This is a genomic window from Streptomyces albidicamelliae (genome assembly GCF_025642175.1).
In the GTDB taxonomy this organism is placed as follows: Bacteria; Actinomycetota; Actinomycetes; order Streptomycetales; family Streptomycetaceae; genus Streptomyces; species Streptomyces albidocamelliae.
Window position 1 is genome coordinate 4,110,483 of the sequence record NZ_CP106795.1, and the last position, 13,505, is coordinate 4,123,987.

The window sequence follows — 13,505 nt, forward strand, 5'->3', positions numbered from 1 at the left end:
CAGGGTCGGGCCAGACCGGCTGGGACAACGCCGGGCCGGGCCGGAGTGGGCCGCGCCCTGGCCGGATCGGGCGGGCCGGATGGGACCGGGCCCGGTGGGCCGGGCAGCACCACCGGACCGGGCAGCACCAGCAAGGTCGAGCCCGGCCAGGCCGGATAGGACCACCGGACCTGGCAGGGCAGGGCAGGGCTTGGCCGGGCCTGGGCCAGACGGGCCAGGGCAGGCCAGGTCGGGCAGGGCAAGGCCAGGCCGGATCGAGTAGGGCCGAGGTCAGCCAGGTTGGGCTGGGCGCAGGGGCGCGTCAGGCCACACCACCGGACCTGACCTGGCAGGGCACGACCAGGCCGGGCCGGGCCGAGGGCGGGACTTGGGGCGGGTGCGGGCTTCGGGGGGTTGGTGAAGGCCCTGTCCGGTGTGGTGGACAGGGCCTTCGTGCAGCGGGCGGGAGTTACGCCAGCAGCGCCGGGATCGTCCCCTCGTGGGCCTCGCGCAGCTCGGCGAGGGAGAGGGCGAACTCGCCCTGGACCTCCACCGCGTCACCGTCCACGACACCGATGCGGGTGGCCGGCAGGCCGCGCGCACCGCACATGTCGTTGAAGCGGACCTCCTCCGAGCGCGGCACGGCGACGACGGCGCGCCCCGCCGACTCGGAGAACAGGAACGTGAAGGCGTCCAGGCCGTCCGGGACGATCAGCCGCGCGCCCTTGCCGCCGAGCAGCGCGGACTCCACGACCGCCTGGACCAGGCCGCCGTCGGACAGGTCGTGCGCGGAGTCGATCATGCCGTCGCGGGAGGCGGAGATCAGGATCTCGGCCAGCAGGCGCTCACGCTCCAGGTCGACCTGCGGGGGCAGACCGCCGAGGTGGTCGTGGACGACCTGGGACCAGGCCGAGCCGCCGAACTCCTCACGGGTGTCGCCGAGGAGGTAGAGCAGCTGCCCGTCCTCCTGGAAGGCGACCGGCGTGCGGCGGGCGACGTCGTCGATCACGCCGAGGACGGCGACCACCGGGGTGGGGTGGATGGCCGCCTCGCCCGTCTGGTTGTAGAGCGAGACGTTGCCGCCGGTCACCGGGGTGCCCAGCTGCTGACAGGCGTCGGCGAGACCGCGGACGGCCTCCGCGAACTGCCACATGACGGCCGGGTCCTCGGGCGAGCCGAAGTTCAGGCAGTCGGAGACGGCGAGCGGCTTGGCACCGGTCGTGGCGACGTTGCGGTACGCCTCGGCGAGGGCCAGCTGGGCGCCGTGGTACGGGTCGAGCTTGGCGTACCGGCCGTTGCCGTCGGTCGCGATGGCGACACCGAGGCCGCTCTCCTCGTCGATCCGGATCATGCCGGAGTCCTCGGGCTGGGCGAGGACCGTGTTGCCCTGCACGAAGTGGTCGTACTGCGAGGTGATCCACTTCTTCGAGGCCTGGTTCGGCGAGGCCACGAGCTTGCGGACCTGCTCCTCCAGCTCGGCCGAAGTCGCGGGCCGGGGCAGCTTGTTCGCGTCGTCGGCCTGGAGGGCGTCCTGCCACTCGGGACGGGCGTAGGGGCGCTCGTAGACCGGGCCGTCATGGGCGACCGTGCGCGGGTCGACGTCGACGATCTTGCCGCCGTGCCAGAAGATCTCCAGGCGGTCGCCGTCGGTCACCTCACCGATGACGGTGGCGATGACGTCCCACTTCTCGCAGATCTCCAGGAAACGGTCGACCTTCTCCGGCTCGACGACGGCGCACATGCGTTCCTGCGACTCGCTCATGAGGATTTCCTCGGGCGAGAGCGTCGAGTCGCGCAGCGGGACGTCGTCCAGGGTCACGCGCATGCCGCCGGAGCCGTTGGAGGCCAGCTCGGAGGTGGCGCAGGAGAGACCGGCGGCACCGAGGTCCTGGATGCCGACGACCAGCTTCTCCCGGAAGGCCTCCAGGGTGCACTCGATGAGGAGCTTCTCCTGGAAGGGGTCGCCGACCTGGACGGCCGGGCGCTTGGAGGGCTTGGCGTCGTCGAAGGTCTCGGAGGCGAGGATCGAGGCGCCGCCGATGCCGTCGCCGCCGGTGCGGGCGCCGTACAGGATGACCTTGTTGCCCGCGCCGGAGGCCTTCGCGAGGTGGATGTCCTCGTGCCGCATCACACCGATGGCACCGGCGTTGACCAGCGGGTTGCCCTGGTAGCAGGCGTCGAAGACGACCTCGCCGCCGATGTTCGGCAGACCCAGGCAGTTGCCGTAGCCGCCGATGCCGGCGACGACGCCCGGCAGGACGCGCTTGGTGTCGGGGTGGTCGGCCGCGCCGAAGCGCAGCGGGTCCACCACGGCCACCGGGCGGGCGCCCATCGCGATGATGTCGCGGACGATGCCGCCGACACCCGTGGCCGCGCCCTGGTAGGGCTCCACGTACGAGGGGTGGTTGTGCGACTCGACCTTGAAGGTGACCGCGTAGCCCTGGCCGACGTCCACCACGCCGGCGTTCTCGCCCATGCCGACGAGCAGCGCGTCCGACTCGGGCGCCTTCTCGCCGAACTGGCGCAGGTGGACCTTGGAGGACTTGTACGAGCAGTGCTCGGACCACATGACCGAGTACATGGCGAGCTCGGCGCCGGTCGGGCGGCGGCCGAGGATCTCCACCACCCGCTCGTACTCGTCCTTCTTCAGGCCGAGTTCGGCCCAGGGCAGCTCGACGTCGGGGGTCGCGGCCGCGTGCTCGACCGTGTCCAGAGGCGTCCGGCTCATGCGTTGACCAGCTTCTTGAGGATCGAGGTGAAGAACGGCAGGCCGTCGGTACGGCCCGTACCGATCAGCGGCTCGACGGCGTGCTCGGGGTGCGGCATGAGGCCGACGACGTTCCCGGCCTCGTTGGTGATGCCGGCGATGTCCCGCAGCGAGCCGTTGGGGTTGAAGTCCAGGTAGCGGAAGACGACCCGGCCCTCCGCCTCCAGCTTGTCCAGCGTGTACTCGTCGGCGACGTACCGGCCGTCCATGTTCTTCAGCGGGATGTGGATCTCCTGGCCCTGGCGGTAGTCGCCGGTCCACGAGGTCTCCGCGTTCTCCACCCGCAGCTTCTGGTCGCGGCAGATGAAGTGGAGGTGGTCGTTGCCGAGCATGCCGCCCGGGAGGAGGTGGGCCTCGGTGAGGATCTGGAAGCCGTTGCAGATGCCGAGGACCGGCAGGCCGGCCTTCGCCTGCTCGATGACGGACTCCATCACCGGCGAGAACCGGGAGATGGCTCCGGCGCGCAGATAGTCGCCGTAGGAGAATCCGCCGGGAAGGACGACGGCGTCGACCTGCTTGAGGTCCTTGTCCTTGTGCCAGAGGGCGACCGGTTCGGCGCCCGCGACACGGATCGCGCGCTGGGTGTCCCGGTCGTCGAGACTGCCCGGGAAAGTGACGACGCCAATACGAGCGGTCACTTCGCGGCCTCCGCGACTTCCACCGTGTCTTCCACCTTGACGATGAAGTCCTCGATCACGGTGTTGGCGAGGAAGGATTCCGCAAGATCGTGGATGCGGGCGAGCGCGGCCTCGTCGACCGGCCCGTCAACTTCCAGTTCGAAACGCTTTCCCTGACGTACGTCCGAGATCCCCTCGAAACCCAGGCGCGGCAGCGCACGCTGGACCGCCTGGCCCTGGGGGTCGAGGATCTCCGGCTTGAGCATGACGTCGACTACGACGCGTGCCACTGGCACTCCCGGTGTGTGGTGCTGAGCAGGTTCCTTCAGACTACCCGCACAAAATTTCTACGCGAGTAGAGTTGTAGGAAACTACGTGAGCCGCATCACGATCGGGTGTCGGAGCGCGGCACCCGAGAAAAGTTCTGGGAAAGTTCGGGAGACCATCCGCGGCGCCTATTGTGCTCGGACACGCGGACGGATTTAGTCGGGCTTCACTTTGCATTGCCGGGCACTGTACAAATGAATTGGCAATAGCCGATACTCGGCACGTCAACGCCGGTGAGCTGTATCGACGTGCCGCACGAAGGGACCGATATTCGTGGCGCAAAAGGTCGTGGTCACTCTCTTTGACGACATCGACGGCTCGGAAGCGGCGGAAACGATCGCCTTCGGACTCGACGGCAAGTCGTACGAGATCGACCTGAACGAAACCAACGCCAAGAAACTGCGCAAGGCGCTCGCGCCCTACGTCGAGGCCGGCCGCAAGCGGTCCCGGTCCGGCAAGGCGTACAAGCAGACGGAGGTCGCCCCCGACCCGGCGGCCGTCCGTGCCTGGGCCCAGGCCAACAAGATGGACGTCCCGGCCCGGGGCCGCATCCCCAAGAAGGTCTACGAGGCGTTCAGCGCCGCGCAGTGAAGCCCGCGAAGGGGCAGCCCTCAGGGTCCGTCAGCGGGCCCTGGGGGCCGTGCACTTGACGGGCGGGCGGGGCCGTCGGGGGAACCGACTTGCGCTACCCCCCTGCTGATCAGCTAATGTCTGGGACACGCCGAGGGGCGAGGCCGAAAGGCCGGATCCCGAGGACATGCGGGTGTAGTTCAGTAGTAGAACATCCCCCTTCCAGGGGGAAGGCGCAGTGTGCGATCCCTGTCACCCGCTCTGGCACCGGCCGTGCCGACCACGCTTGTGGATCAGGTAGGCTGGTGCTCGCACCGATCGGTGGGAGCCGGTCGGGAGCAGTGCGGACGTAGCTCAGTTGGTAGAGCGCAACCTTGCCAAGGTTGAGGTCGCGAGTTCGAGCCTCGTCGTCCGCTCGGGAAAAAGACCCCGGTCCATCGGACCGGGGTCTTTTCGTGTCCCCGGCAGGTGTCCGCCGCACCTCTGACATTTGTCATGCCGGGCGATGACACCGCGCACTGCCGGACCGCTCGCGGCGCCGGGACGCTGGGGTCATGGACACAGACGAACGCGAGCACGTGATCGAGGTCACCGGCCTCAGGCGCGTCTACGGGGGCGGGTTCGAGGCCGTACGCGGAATCACCTTCTCCGTGGCACGCGGGGAGATCTTCGCCCTGCTGGGCACCAACGGGGCCGGCAAGACCTCCACGGTCGAACTGCTGGAGGGACTCGCAGCGCCGGCCGGCGGCCGGGTCCGGGTCCTCGGCCGTGATCCGTTCCGCGAGCGGGCCGCCGTACGCCCCCGCACCGGCGTGATGCTCCAGGAGGGCGGCTTCCCCTCCGAGCTGACCGTCGCGGAGACCGCCCGCATGTGGGCGGGCTGCACCAGCGGGGCCCGTCCGGAGGCGGAGGCGCTGGACCTGGTCGGGCTGGCGGGCCGGCGGTCGGTGCGCGTCAAGCAGCTCTCCGGCGGTGAGCGCCGCCGGCTGGACCTGGCGCTCGCCCTGCTCGGCGACCCCGAGGTGCTCTTCCTGGACGAGCCGACCACCGGCCTCGACGCGGAGGGCCGCCGGGCCACCTGGGAACTGGTGCGCACCCTGCGCGCCGCGGGCACGACCGTGCTGCTCACCACGCACTACCTGGAGGAGGCCGAGGGGCTCGCCGACCGGCTCGCCATCCTGCACGAGGGCCGTATCGCCGTCTCGGGGACGCCCGCCGAGGTCACCGCGGGGCGCCCCGCCCGGATGTCCTTCGAGCTGCCGGACGGCTACTTCCTCGGCGACCTGCCGCCCCTGGCCGACCTCGGCGTCTGCGGGCACGAGTGCGACGGCAGGGTCGTACGGCTGCGCACGACACGGTTGCAGCGGACCGCCACCGGGGTGCTGACGTGGGCCGAGCGGGCCGGGGTCGAGCTGGGCGCGCTGGACGTGCGGTCGGCCTCACTGGAGGAGGCGTTCCTCGGGATCGCCGGGGAGCGGGAGGCGGCGGCATGAACGGGACCGGAACCGAGACGGGCGGCGACCGCGTGCGCGGGGTCCGCACGCAAGCGGCGGGCGGAGCCGGAGCGGCGGACCGCGGGGCCCTCGGCGCGCTCAAGCCGTCGGCGCGGCGGCTGCGGGCGCTGGGCCGGGCCGAACTCACGCTCCTCGGCCGCAACCGGGGCGCGGTGTTCACCGCGCTGGCCGTGCCGCTCGCCCTGCCGTTCACCGTGCGGCCGGCACTCGACCAGCTGGACCTGGAGAAGGAGGGCCTGAGCATCGGCACGGTCCTGCTGACCGCCGCCATCGGCTTCGCCTTCCTCTTCGCCGTCTACACCTCCCTGGTCGGCGCCTACGTCGCCCGCCGCGAGGAGCTCGTCCTCAAACGGCTGCGCACCGGCGAACCGTCCGACACCGAGATCCTCGTCGGCACCGCCCTGCCCGCGACCGCCCTCGGCCTCGCCCAGGCCCTCGTACTGAGCGTCGGCTGCGCCGTGCTGCTGCACACCGGGGCACCGAAGGCGCCGTACCTGCTCCTGCCCGGGGTGCTGGCCGGACTGGTGGTCAGCGCCGCGCTCGCCGCGCTCACCGCGTCCTTCACCCGGACCGCCGAGAGTGCCCAGGTGACCGCGCTGCCGCTGGTGTTCGTGTCCATGCTGGGCTCGGGGATCACCGTCCCCACGGAGTTCCTGCCCGACCGGCTCGCCTCCCTCTGCGAACTCCTGCCGCTGTCCCCGGCGATCCGCCTGGTCCGCGGCGGCTGGACGGGCCAGTTGACCGCGTACGAGACGCTGGGCGCCCTCGCGACCGCGCTGGCCTGGACGATCGTGGCGGTGTTTGCTGTACGGCGGTGGTTCCGCTGGGAGCCGAGGCGCTGAGGAACGGGGGGGGACGCGCGGATGCTGAGGCGGATGCGGCGGTGGCAGCAGCGGCACTGGCGGGAGCGGAGCAAGGCCGAGCGGGTCGAGCTGTACACGGTCGTCACCTGGTACGTCACCACCTGGTTCTTCTCGCTCTGCTGGCTGCTCCTGCCGCTGCTCGGCGGGCTCGGCCACCGGCCCGTGGCGGCCGTCCTCGGTGCGCTGCTCGTCGTCGTGGCGGTCCTTCAGTGCGCGGTCTGCAACCGGCTCACCCGGCCCGTGCTCGACCACTACCTCGGGCGCGCCGAACTGCCGGCCGGTGCCCACCGCGCCCCGGGCGTCCTGCTGGGCCTCGCCCTGGGGCTGACCGTCACCCTCTCCGCGCTGCACGCGGCCGACCCGATGACCGTCCGGCTGGCGATCGGCGCCTGTCTGCTGCCGTTCGGGCTGCTCTACGGACTGACGGTTCCCGTCCGGGTGTTCCTGCGCCGGTCGGCGGTGCTCGCGGGGGTGCTCATGGGCCTCATCGGGCTCACCGACCGCAGCGCCGCCGGCATCCTCGCGACCGGGCTGATGACCGCCTTCCACACCCTCTTCTCGCTGCTCGCCTGCCGCTGCGGCGCCTGGACGCTGTCCGTCCTCTGGGAGGCGGAACGGGCCCGTGAGGTCGAGGCCCGGCTGGCCGTCGCCGAGGAGCGGCTGCGGTTCGGCCGGGACCTGCACGACGTGCTGGGGCGGAACCTGTCCGTGATCTCCCTCAAGAGCGAGCTGGCCGTGCAACTCGCCCGGCGGGGACGGCCGGAGGCCGTGGAGCAGATGATCGAGGTGCAGCGCATCGCGCAGGAGTCGCAGCGGGAGGTGCGGGACGTCGTACGCGGCTACCGCGAAGCCGACCTCGGCGTGGAACTCGCCGGAGCGCAAGGCGTGTTGACGGCGGCGGGGATCGACTGCGAGGTGCGCGCGGAGTCCGCGGAGCTGCCGGCCGAGGTGCAGTCGGCGCTGGGCTGGGTGGTGCGCGAGGCGACCACCAACGTGCTGCGGCACGGTGACGCGGGCCGCTGCACGGTGGGTCTGCGGGTGCGGGAGGGGCATGTGGTGCTGACGGTGGAGAACGACGGGGTGGCGGCCCGCGCCTCCGCCCCCAGCGGCGGTGGTTCCGGGCTCACCGGGCTGCGGGAGCGGCTGGCCGCCGTGGCCGGGACGCTGGAGGCCGGGGTGGTCGACGCGGACCGGTTCCGGGTGGTGGCCGAGGTGCCGCTGGGGGACGGCGCGGCGCTGGGGAAGAGAGTGAGTGAAGTGACGTCATGAGCGGTCCGGTACGGCTGTTGCTCGCCGACGACGAGCATCTGATCCGGGGCGCGCTGGCCGCCCTGCTGTCCCTGGAGGCCGATCTGCTCGTCGTCGCGGAGGCGGCGAGCGGACCCGAGGCGCTGGCGATGGCCCGGGCGCACGAGCCCGACGTGGCCGTGCTCGATCTGCAGATGCCCGGCGCCGACGGTGTGAAGGTCGCCACATCCCTGCGTGCCGAACTGCCGGGCTGCCAGGTGCTGATCGTCACCGGTCACGGGCGGCCCGGACACCTGAAACGGGCGCTCGCGGCCGGTGTGCGCGGGTTCGTCCCGAAGACGGTCAGCGCCCAGCGGCTCGCCGAGATCATCCGGACCGTGCACGCCGGGAACCGCTACGTCGACCCGGAGTTGGCCGCCGACGCGATCTCCGCCGGGGACTCCCCGCTGACCGCGCGGGAGGCCGAGGTGCTGGAGCTGGCCGCCGACGGGGCGCCGGTCGCGGAGATCGCCGAGCGGGCCGCGCTGTCGCCGGGGACCGTGCGGAACTACCTCTCCTCCGCCGTCACGAAGCTCGGCGCGGAGAACCGTCATACGGCAGTGCGTCTCGCACGGGAGCGAGGTTGGGTATAGTTGCTCTCGCGCCACGGCGCAGTGCGGACGTAGCTCAGTTGGTAGAGCGCAACCTTGCCAAGGTTGAGGTCGCGAGTTCGAGCCTCGTCGTCCGCTCCATTTAGAAGCCCCCGGTTCCGGCCGGGGGCTTCTCGCGTGTACCCCGGCTCGCGCCGGGGCCCTTCCGCTACGCCCAGGCGGTGCCCGTCAGCCGCTCGTAGGCCTCCACGTACTTGGCGCGGGTGGCGTCCACGACCTGCCGCGGCAGCGCCGGCGGGGGCTGCTCGCTCCTGCGGTCCCAGCCGGACTCGGCCGAGGTCAGCCAGTCCCGGACGAACTGCTTGTCGTACGACGGCTGCGCGCGGCCCGGCTGCCACTGGTCGGCCGGCCAGAAGCGGGAGGAGTCCGGGGTGAGGACCTCGTCGGCGAGGACCAGGGTGTCGCCGTCGAAGCCGAACTCGAACTTGGTGTCCGCCAGGATGACGCCCCGTTCACGGGCGATGTCCCGGGCGCGCGCGTACACGGCCAGGGTGGCCTGGCGCAGCTGGGCGGCCGTCTCGGCGCCGACCTGGCGGGCGACCTCCTCGTAGGAGACGTTCTCGTCGTGCTCGCCGACCTCGGCCTTGGTGGCCGGGGTGAAGATCGGGGCGGGCAGCTCGGAGCCGTCGACCAGGCCCTCGGGCAGGGCGAGACCGCAGACCGTGCGGGAGGCGTCGTACTCCAGCAGTCCGGAGCCGGTGAGGTAGCCGCGGGCCACGCACTCCACCGGGACCATCTTCAGCGACTTGCAGATCAGGGTGCGGCCCGCCCAGTCGGCGGGGGCGCCGGCCGGCAGCTCCGTGCTGATCACATGGTTGGGGGCCAGGTCGCGCAGCTGGTCGAACCACCACAGGGAGAGCTGCGTGAGGACGCGGCCCTTGTCGGGGATCTCGGTGGGCAGCACCCAGTCGTAGGCGGACATGCGGTCGCTGGCGACCATCACGAGGTCGCCCGCCTCGTTCCGGTACAGCTCGCGCACCTTGCCGGTGTGCAGGTGCACCAGGCCCGGCACCTGTGGCGGCTCGGGCTTTTCTACGAATCCGGACACGGTTCCTCCCCGTGGTTCTGTCCAAGTGCCTCGATTCTCCCTTATCGGGGCGATCGGTTTCGGACAGGGGGTGGGCAGGGTTCCGCGGGTGCTCAGTCGCGTTTGCAGATACGGTCCAGCAGGTTCGCCGTGGCGCGCTGGACACGGGGGTCTACGTGGCCGGGACGGTCCAGGGCCGGCGACCAGGCGAAGGTGCCGGAGGCGAACACCCAGGCGCCGGAGGGGGCGCGGTAGAGCGAGGTCTCCTGGTGGCGCTGGGCGCCGTCGCCGTCGGTGTAGGGGGAGTGGGCGAGCAGGACGCGCTCCTCGTGCTCGGGCAGCGGGGTGCGCGGGAAGTACCGGTCGGCCTCGCCGGCGACCAGTCCCTCGATGCCGTCGCCCTCGTGGGCGCCGGTCGCCTCCCACAGCCAGTGGTCGGCGTTGCGGACGATCAGCGGGTGCGGCTCGGGCACCCGGCCCGCGTACTGGATGCCGACCACCTGCTGCTCGGGTCGGTCGATCTCGCGCCACAGCACCGGCTTCCCGGGGCCCTTGCGCTTGCGGCAGGTCAGCAGCCGGTCCGGGACACCCGACGGTGACGGCCCCAACTCCACCTGCCAGTACATGGTGTTGGCGGAGAGGAAGACCAGTGAGGTGCCCCGGTCGCGGGCGTCCTCGACGGCACGGCGCATCGGCACCGACCAGTACTCGTCGTGCCCGGGGAAGACCAGGCCCCGGTAGCGGGCGGGGTCGACACGGCCGGCGTGCAGGTCGCGGGCGTCCGCGTAGGCGAGGTCGTAGCCGTAGCGCTCGGCCCAGCGGATGAAGTCGTAGGCGTGGCCGACGTGCAGGGGGAGGCCGGCGCCCGCGTACGGGCGGTCGAAGGAGACGGTGGTGGCCGCGTCGGCCTCGCCGAGCAGCCGGCCCTGCTCGTCCCAGGCGTGGTAGAGGCTGGCGCCGGTACGGCCGTCCTCCGGGTAGAGGTTGTACGCCTGCCACGTGATGTCCGGCAGCAGCAGGAGAAGGTCGGCGGGGTGGTCGTCGCGGACCGTGAACGGCACGTGGGAGCGGTAGCCGTCGGCGGTGGTCAGGACCGCCACGTAGGCGCCGATGCTCCAGTGCGAGGGCACCTGCAGGCGCCAGGACAGCCACCAGTGGTGGCAGGAGACCGTGCGGTCGGCGGCCAGCGGCGGGGACTGGACGATGCCGGACAGCCGGGGGCTCGTGGTGATCTTGGCCGCGCCGTCGCCGCCGTAGTGACCGATCCGGTAGATGTCGACACTGAACTCCTGCGGCGGGTCGACCGTGATGTGGAAGTCGATCGCCTGGCCGGGCGTGACCGCGCCGGTGGAGGTGAAGCCCTTGATCTGGCGGTGCACGTCGTCCGCGGAGCGGGGGCCCGAGTAGGCCGAACGCGGCGCGGGCACACGGCCCCTGCCCCCGGCGCCGGTGGCCTGCTGCGGGCTCGGATCGACGTACCAGGGCACGACGTGCCCCGTGTCGTCGAAGTAGGTCTCACTGCCACGCAGCCAGGGCACCGGGCCCTGACCGAAGGGGTCCGTGACGGCGTGCGCGAGCGCTCCGGACTCCCAGCGGCGGATGTGCTCCGAGGCCATGGTCGCTCCCCTCCCTCGTGCCCCCGTGTCCTGTCCCGGTGGTGCGCGCTGTGCCGGTCGTACCGGGCCCGGCCGTGCTGCTTCCGGCCGTGCCGTGTGCGGTCGGTCTGTCGTATGTCGCAAGCCTTTGCCAAAGGCGTGGTCTGTCCCAGCACATCACATAACGCACGGGCCCGGTCACTAGTCGTTGCGAATTGACCTGAAGTGGAAGTCGCGTCTCCGGTCCGGTGCGCGGCGCGGCGACGGCCGACGGCGGTGCGACGCGGGAGGCCGTGCGGGTCAGACGAGCCGTACGGGCTTCTCCGGGCGTATCCCGGACGCGGTCAGCCAGGCCCGCAGTGGGCCCGGGTCGCCCTCCTCGATCAGGCTGAGCACCTTCGGTCCGAGGTCGGCCGCCCGCTCCCCGCCGAGCAGCAGGGACGGGCCGTCGAGCCAGTCCAGGGCCGGAACCGCGCCCGCGGTGTCGACGGCCGCGCAGCACACCATCGCCGTCACGTGGTCGGCGAGCAGCTCACGGCCGGTGCGCGGGGGTTGCAGGGGGAACAACGGCAGCCCGCCGTCGTCCCACAGGGCGCTCTCGGGGCTCTGCCCGGCGGCGGTGGCCCCCTTCGGCACGAGGGCCTCCTCGCGGGCCAGCTCGGCACTGATCCCGGCGGCGAGGGCGGCGCTGCGCTCGGTACCGGGAACGGCGTCGTCCTCGTCGCCGAATCCGAGGTACGGCTCCGGCGGGCCGAGGGTGTCGGCGGTATCGGCGAGGTCGGCGATGCCTGCGGCCTCGGGGGCGTCCTGGGCACCGCGGGCTCCGGGGGCTTCGCGCGTGCCGGGCGCGACGGGCTCGTCCGTGGGGCTCGCGGAGTCCGCGCGCGTGCCGCCGCGGGTGCCGCTCCCCTGAGCCGCCGGACCGGCGGTGTCCGTGGCCGTGCCGTCGGGGGCGGCCGGTTCGGCGAGGTGGTCGAGGACCCGGGCCAGGGTGGGGCCGCCCGGTTCGGGGGTGTGGGGGCCGGGGGCGGGGCGGACGCCCAGGGTGTCCAGGACGCGGTGCAGGCGGGCCGCGTCGGCGCGCCAGGTGCGGTCCACGACCTCTTCCGGATAGGCCTGCCAGTCCACCGGGGCCCAGTCCGGGCCCGCCTCGGCCGGGCCGCCGTGGAAGAGGCGCGCGGCGAGCAGCGAGGCGGCCTCGTCGATCGTGCCGGGCTCCTCCAGCAGGTCGCACGCCGGGCGCTCGCCGAGCCGGGAGGCGAAGCCCTCCGCGAGACGGTCGCGTCGGGACAGTTCGGTGAGGGCCGCCACCACGCCCGCGTCCAGCCGGGCCGGCCAGCGGCCCATCCGCCAGGCGGGCAGGGCGACCCGGGTCAGCAGCCGGTCCCAGCCGGCGTAGGCGAGGCCCACCTGCTCCTGGGCGACGATCCGCAGGCCGTAGTCGACGGCCTGGGCCCGCTCGGCAGCGGCGGCGGCCACGCCCCGCTCCATCTGCGTCGCGTGCTCCCGGCAGCCGCGCAGCAGCAGCCGCGCCACCCAGCCGAGCGTCGCGCAGATCCCGCGGGTGAGCGGGCAGCGGCCCGATGTCGAGGCGACGGCGACCGCCGCGTCCAGCCCGCGTACGAAGCGGCGGGCGGCCGCTATGTCCGGCTGGGCGGACGGGCCCGTGCCGGCGATGACCGGGGCGAGGACCGCGCGCAGCTCACCGACCCGCATCCACCACAGGAACGGAGAGCCGATGACGAGGACCGGGGCCACCGGGGTGCGGCGGTGGGAACGCCGGGCGGGGCCCGCTATCTCGTCCGGCGCCGGGCGCGACGGCGGACCGTGCGCCGCATGGGCGCGGTCCTCCAGCCAGCTGTCGCAGTCCGGGGTCAGCGCTATGGACGAGGGGGCCGGAACGTCCAGGCGGTCGGCGAGGTCGCGCACCATCCGGTAGAGATCGGGGGCGGACTCCTCCGCGATCGGCACGGTGGGGCTCGTCGCCGGGCGGGCGCGGGCGACGACCAGGCCGATGCCGACGGCGGCCAGCAGCACCACCACGGCGAGTACGCCCACGACCCAGCGGGCGGTGTCCCAGCCCTCGCCGACGAGATGGTCCGTCGCGCCGCCGGCCAGCAGGATCACCGCGGCGGCCGCGGGCAGCAGGGCCACGCCCAGCGCCCGGCCGCGGACCCGCAGCACGGCCAGGGCCCGGGAGCGCGCGGCCTGCGCGCCCATCTCCACACCGATTCCGGTCACGTGCCGACCTCACCCCCTCCCCGTCGATGCCGTGCTGTCCTGGACTTGCTCACTCCCCCACTGTGGCACCCGCCACCGACATCGCAATGTCGGTGGGCCAAGTGCCG

Annotated in this window: 11 protein-coding genes and 3 tRNA genes; 8 read left to right on the plus strand and 6 right to left on the minus strand. The window is 72.6% G+C overall.

All coding sequences use genetic code 11. From position 1 onward, the window contains the following. Positions 1-448: 448 nt before the first annotated feature. The 3 genes from purL to purS are packed head-to-tail and all read right to left on the minus strand — an operon-like array spanning position 449 to position 3,653. Complete coding sequence (gene purL / locus N8I86_RS18930) at positions 449-2,707, minus strand: phosphoribosylformylglycinamidine synthase subunit PurL (RefSeq protein WP_263278280.1); 2,259 nt, start codon at positions 2,705-2,707, stop codon at positions 449-451. After that, complete coding sequence (gene purQ / locus N8I86_RS18935) at positions 2,704-3,384, minus strand: phosphoribosylformylglycinamidine synthase subunit PurQ (RefSeq protein WP_073887027.1); 681 nt, start codon at positions 3,382-3,384, stop codon at positions 2,704-2,706. The genes purL and purQ overlap by 4 nt, the downstream gene beginning before the upstream one ends. After that, entirely contained in the window at positions 3,381-3,653 is a 273-nt protein-coding gene (gene purS / locus N8I86_RS18940; protein ID WP_073887029.1) for a phosphoribosylformylglycinamidine synthase subunit PurS, read from the minus strand. Before purS ends, purQ begins: the two co-directional genes overlap by 4 nt. 310 nt (positions 3,654-3,963) lie before the next feature. On the opposite strand from purS, the gene N8I86_RS18945 reads away from it, so the two are divergent. From N8I86_RS18945 to N8I86_RS18980, 8 genes are all read left to right on the plus strand, one after another. Next, entirely contained in the window at positions 3,964-4,281 is a 318-nt protein-coding gene (locus N8I86_RS18945; RefSeq protein WP_031164632.1) for a histone-like nucleoid-structuring protein Lsr2, read from the plus strand. A 168-nt stretch (positions 4,282-4,449) separates the two neighbouring features. Next, positions 4,450-4,521, plus strand: a tRNA-Gly gene (locus N8I86_RS18950). An 82-nt stretch (positions 4,522-4,603) separates the two neighbouring features. Further along, a tRNA-Gly gene (locus N8I86_RS18955) sits at positions 4,604-4,676 on the plus strand. Positions 4,677-4,814: 138 nt separating this feature from the next. Beyond that, on the plus strand, positions 4,815-5,753 hold the full coding sequence (locus N8I86_RS18960; RefSeq protein WP_073887031.1) for an ABC transporter ATP-binding protein: 939 nt from the start codon (positions 4,815-4,817) through the stop codon (positions 5,751-5,753). Then, entirely contained in the window at positions 5,750-6,616 is an 867-nt protein-coding gene (locus tag N8I86_RS18965; protein ID WP_263278281.1) for an ABC transporter permease, read from the plus strand. Before N8I86_RS18960 ends, N8I86_RS18965 begins: the two co-directional genes overlap by 4 nt. 33 nt (positions 6,617-6,649) lie before the next feature. Further along, positions 6,650-7,906, plus strand: coding sequence for a sensor histidine kinase (locus N8I86_RS18970; protein ID WP_263278282.1), 1,257 nt, complete (start codon positions 6,650-6,652; stop codon positions 7,904-7,906). Next, on the plus strand, positions 7,903-8,517 hold the full coding sequence (locus N8I86_RS18975) for a response regulator transcription factor (RefSeq protein ID WP_263278283.1): 615 nt from the start codon (positions 7,903-7,905) through the stop codon (positions 8,515-8,517). Before N8I86_RS18970 ends, N8I86_RS18975 begins: the two co-directional genes overlap by 4 nt. Before the next feature lie 23 nt (positions 8,518-8,540). Continuing rightward, positions 8,541-8,616: transfer RNA gene (locus N8I86_RS18980), tRNA-Gly, on the plus strand. Positions 8,617-8,683: 67 nt separating this feature from the next. On the opposite strand, the gene N8I86_RS18985 is transcribed toward N8I86_RS18980, so the two are convergent. From N8I86_RS18985 to N8I86_RS18995, 3 genes are all read right to left on the minus strand, one after another. Continuing rightward, positions 8,684-9,583, minus strand: a complete 900-nt coding sequence (locus N8I86_RS18985) for a phosphoribosylaminoimidazolesuccinocarboxamide synthase (RefSeq protein WP_073887037.1) — start codon at positions 9,581-9,583, stop codon at positions 8,684-8,686. A 92-nt stretch (positions 9,584-9,675) separates the two neighbouring features. Further along, entirely contained in the window at positions 9,676-11,178 is a 1,503-nt protein-coding gene (locus N8I86_RS18990; protein ID WP_263278284.1) for a N,N-dimethylformamidase beta subunit family domain-containing protein, read from the minus strand. A 279-nt stretch (positions 11,179-11,457) separates the two neighbouring features. Then, complete coding sequence (locus tag N8I86_RS18995) at positions 11,458-13,398, minus strand: hypothetical protein (RefSeq protein ID WP_263278285.1); 1,941 nt, start codon at positions 13,396-13,398, stop codon at positions 11,458-11,460. Positions 13,399-13,505: the final 107 nt, after the last annotated feature.

Bases quoted from the DNA above. Each gene is read 5' to 3' on its own strand.
- purL (WP_263278280.1), bottom strand. From the start codon at position 2,707: ATGAGCCGGACGCCTCTGGACACGGTCGAGCACGCGGCCGCGACCCCC.
- N8I86_RS18960 (WP_073887031.1), top strand. From the start codon at position 4,815: ATGGACACAGACGAACGCGAGCACGTGATCGAGGTCACCGGCCTCAGG.
- N8I86_RS18965 (WP_263278281.1), top strand. From the start codon at position 5,750: ATGAACGGGACCGGAACCGAGACGGGCGGCGACCGCGTGCGCGGGGTC.
- N8I86_RS18970 (WP_263278282.1), top strand. From the start codon at position 6,650: ATGCGGCGGTGGCAGCAGCGGCACTGGCGGGAGCGGAGCAAGGCCGAG.
- N8I86_RS18975 (WP_263278283.1), top strand. From the start codon at position 7,903: ATGAGCGGTCCGGTACGGCTGTTGCTCGCCGACGACGAGCATCTGATC.
- N8I86_RS18990 (WP_263278284.1), bottom strand. From the start codon at position 11,178: ATGGCCTCGGAGCACATCCGCCGCTGGGAGTCCGGAGCGCTCGCGCAC.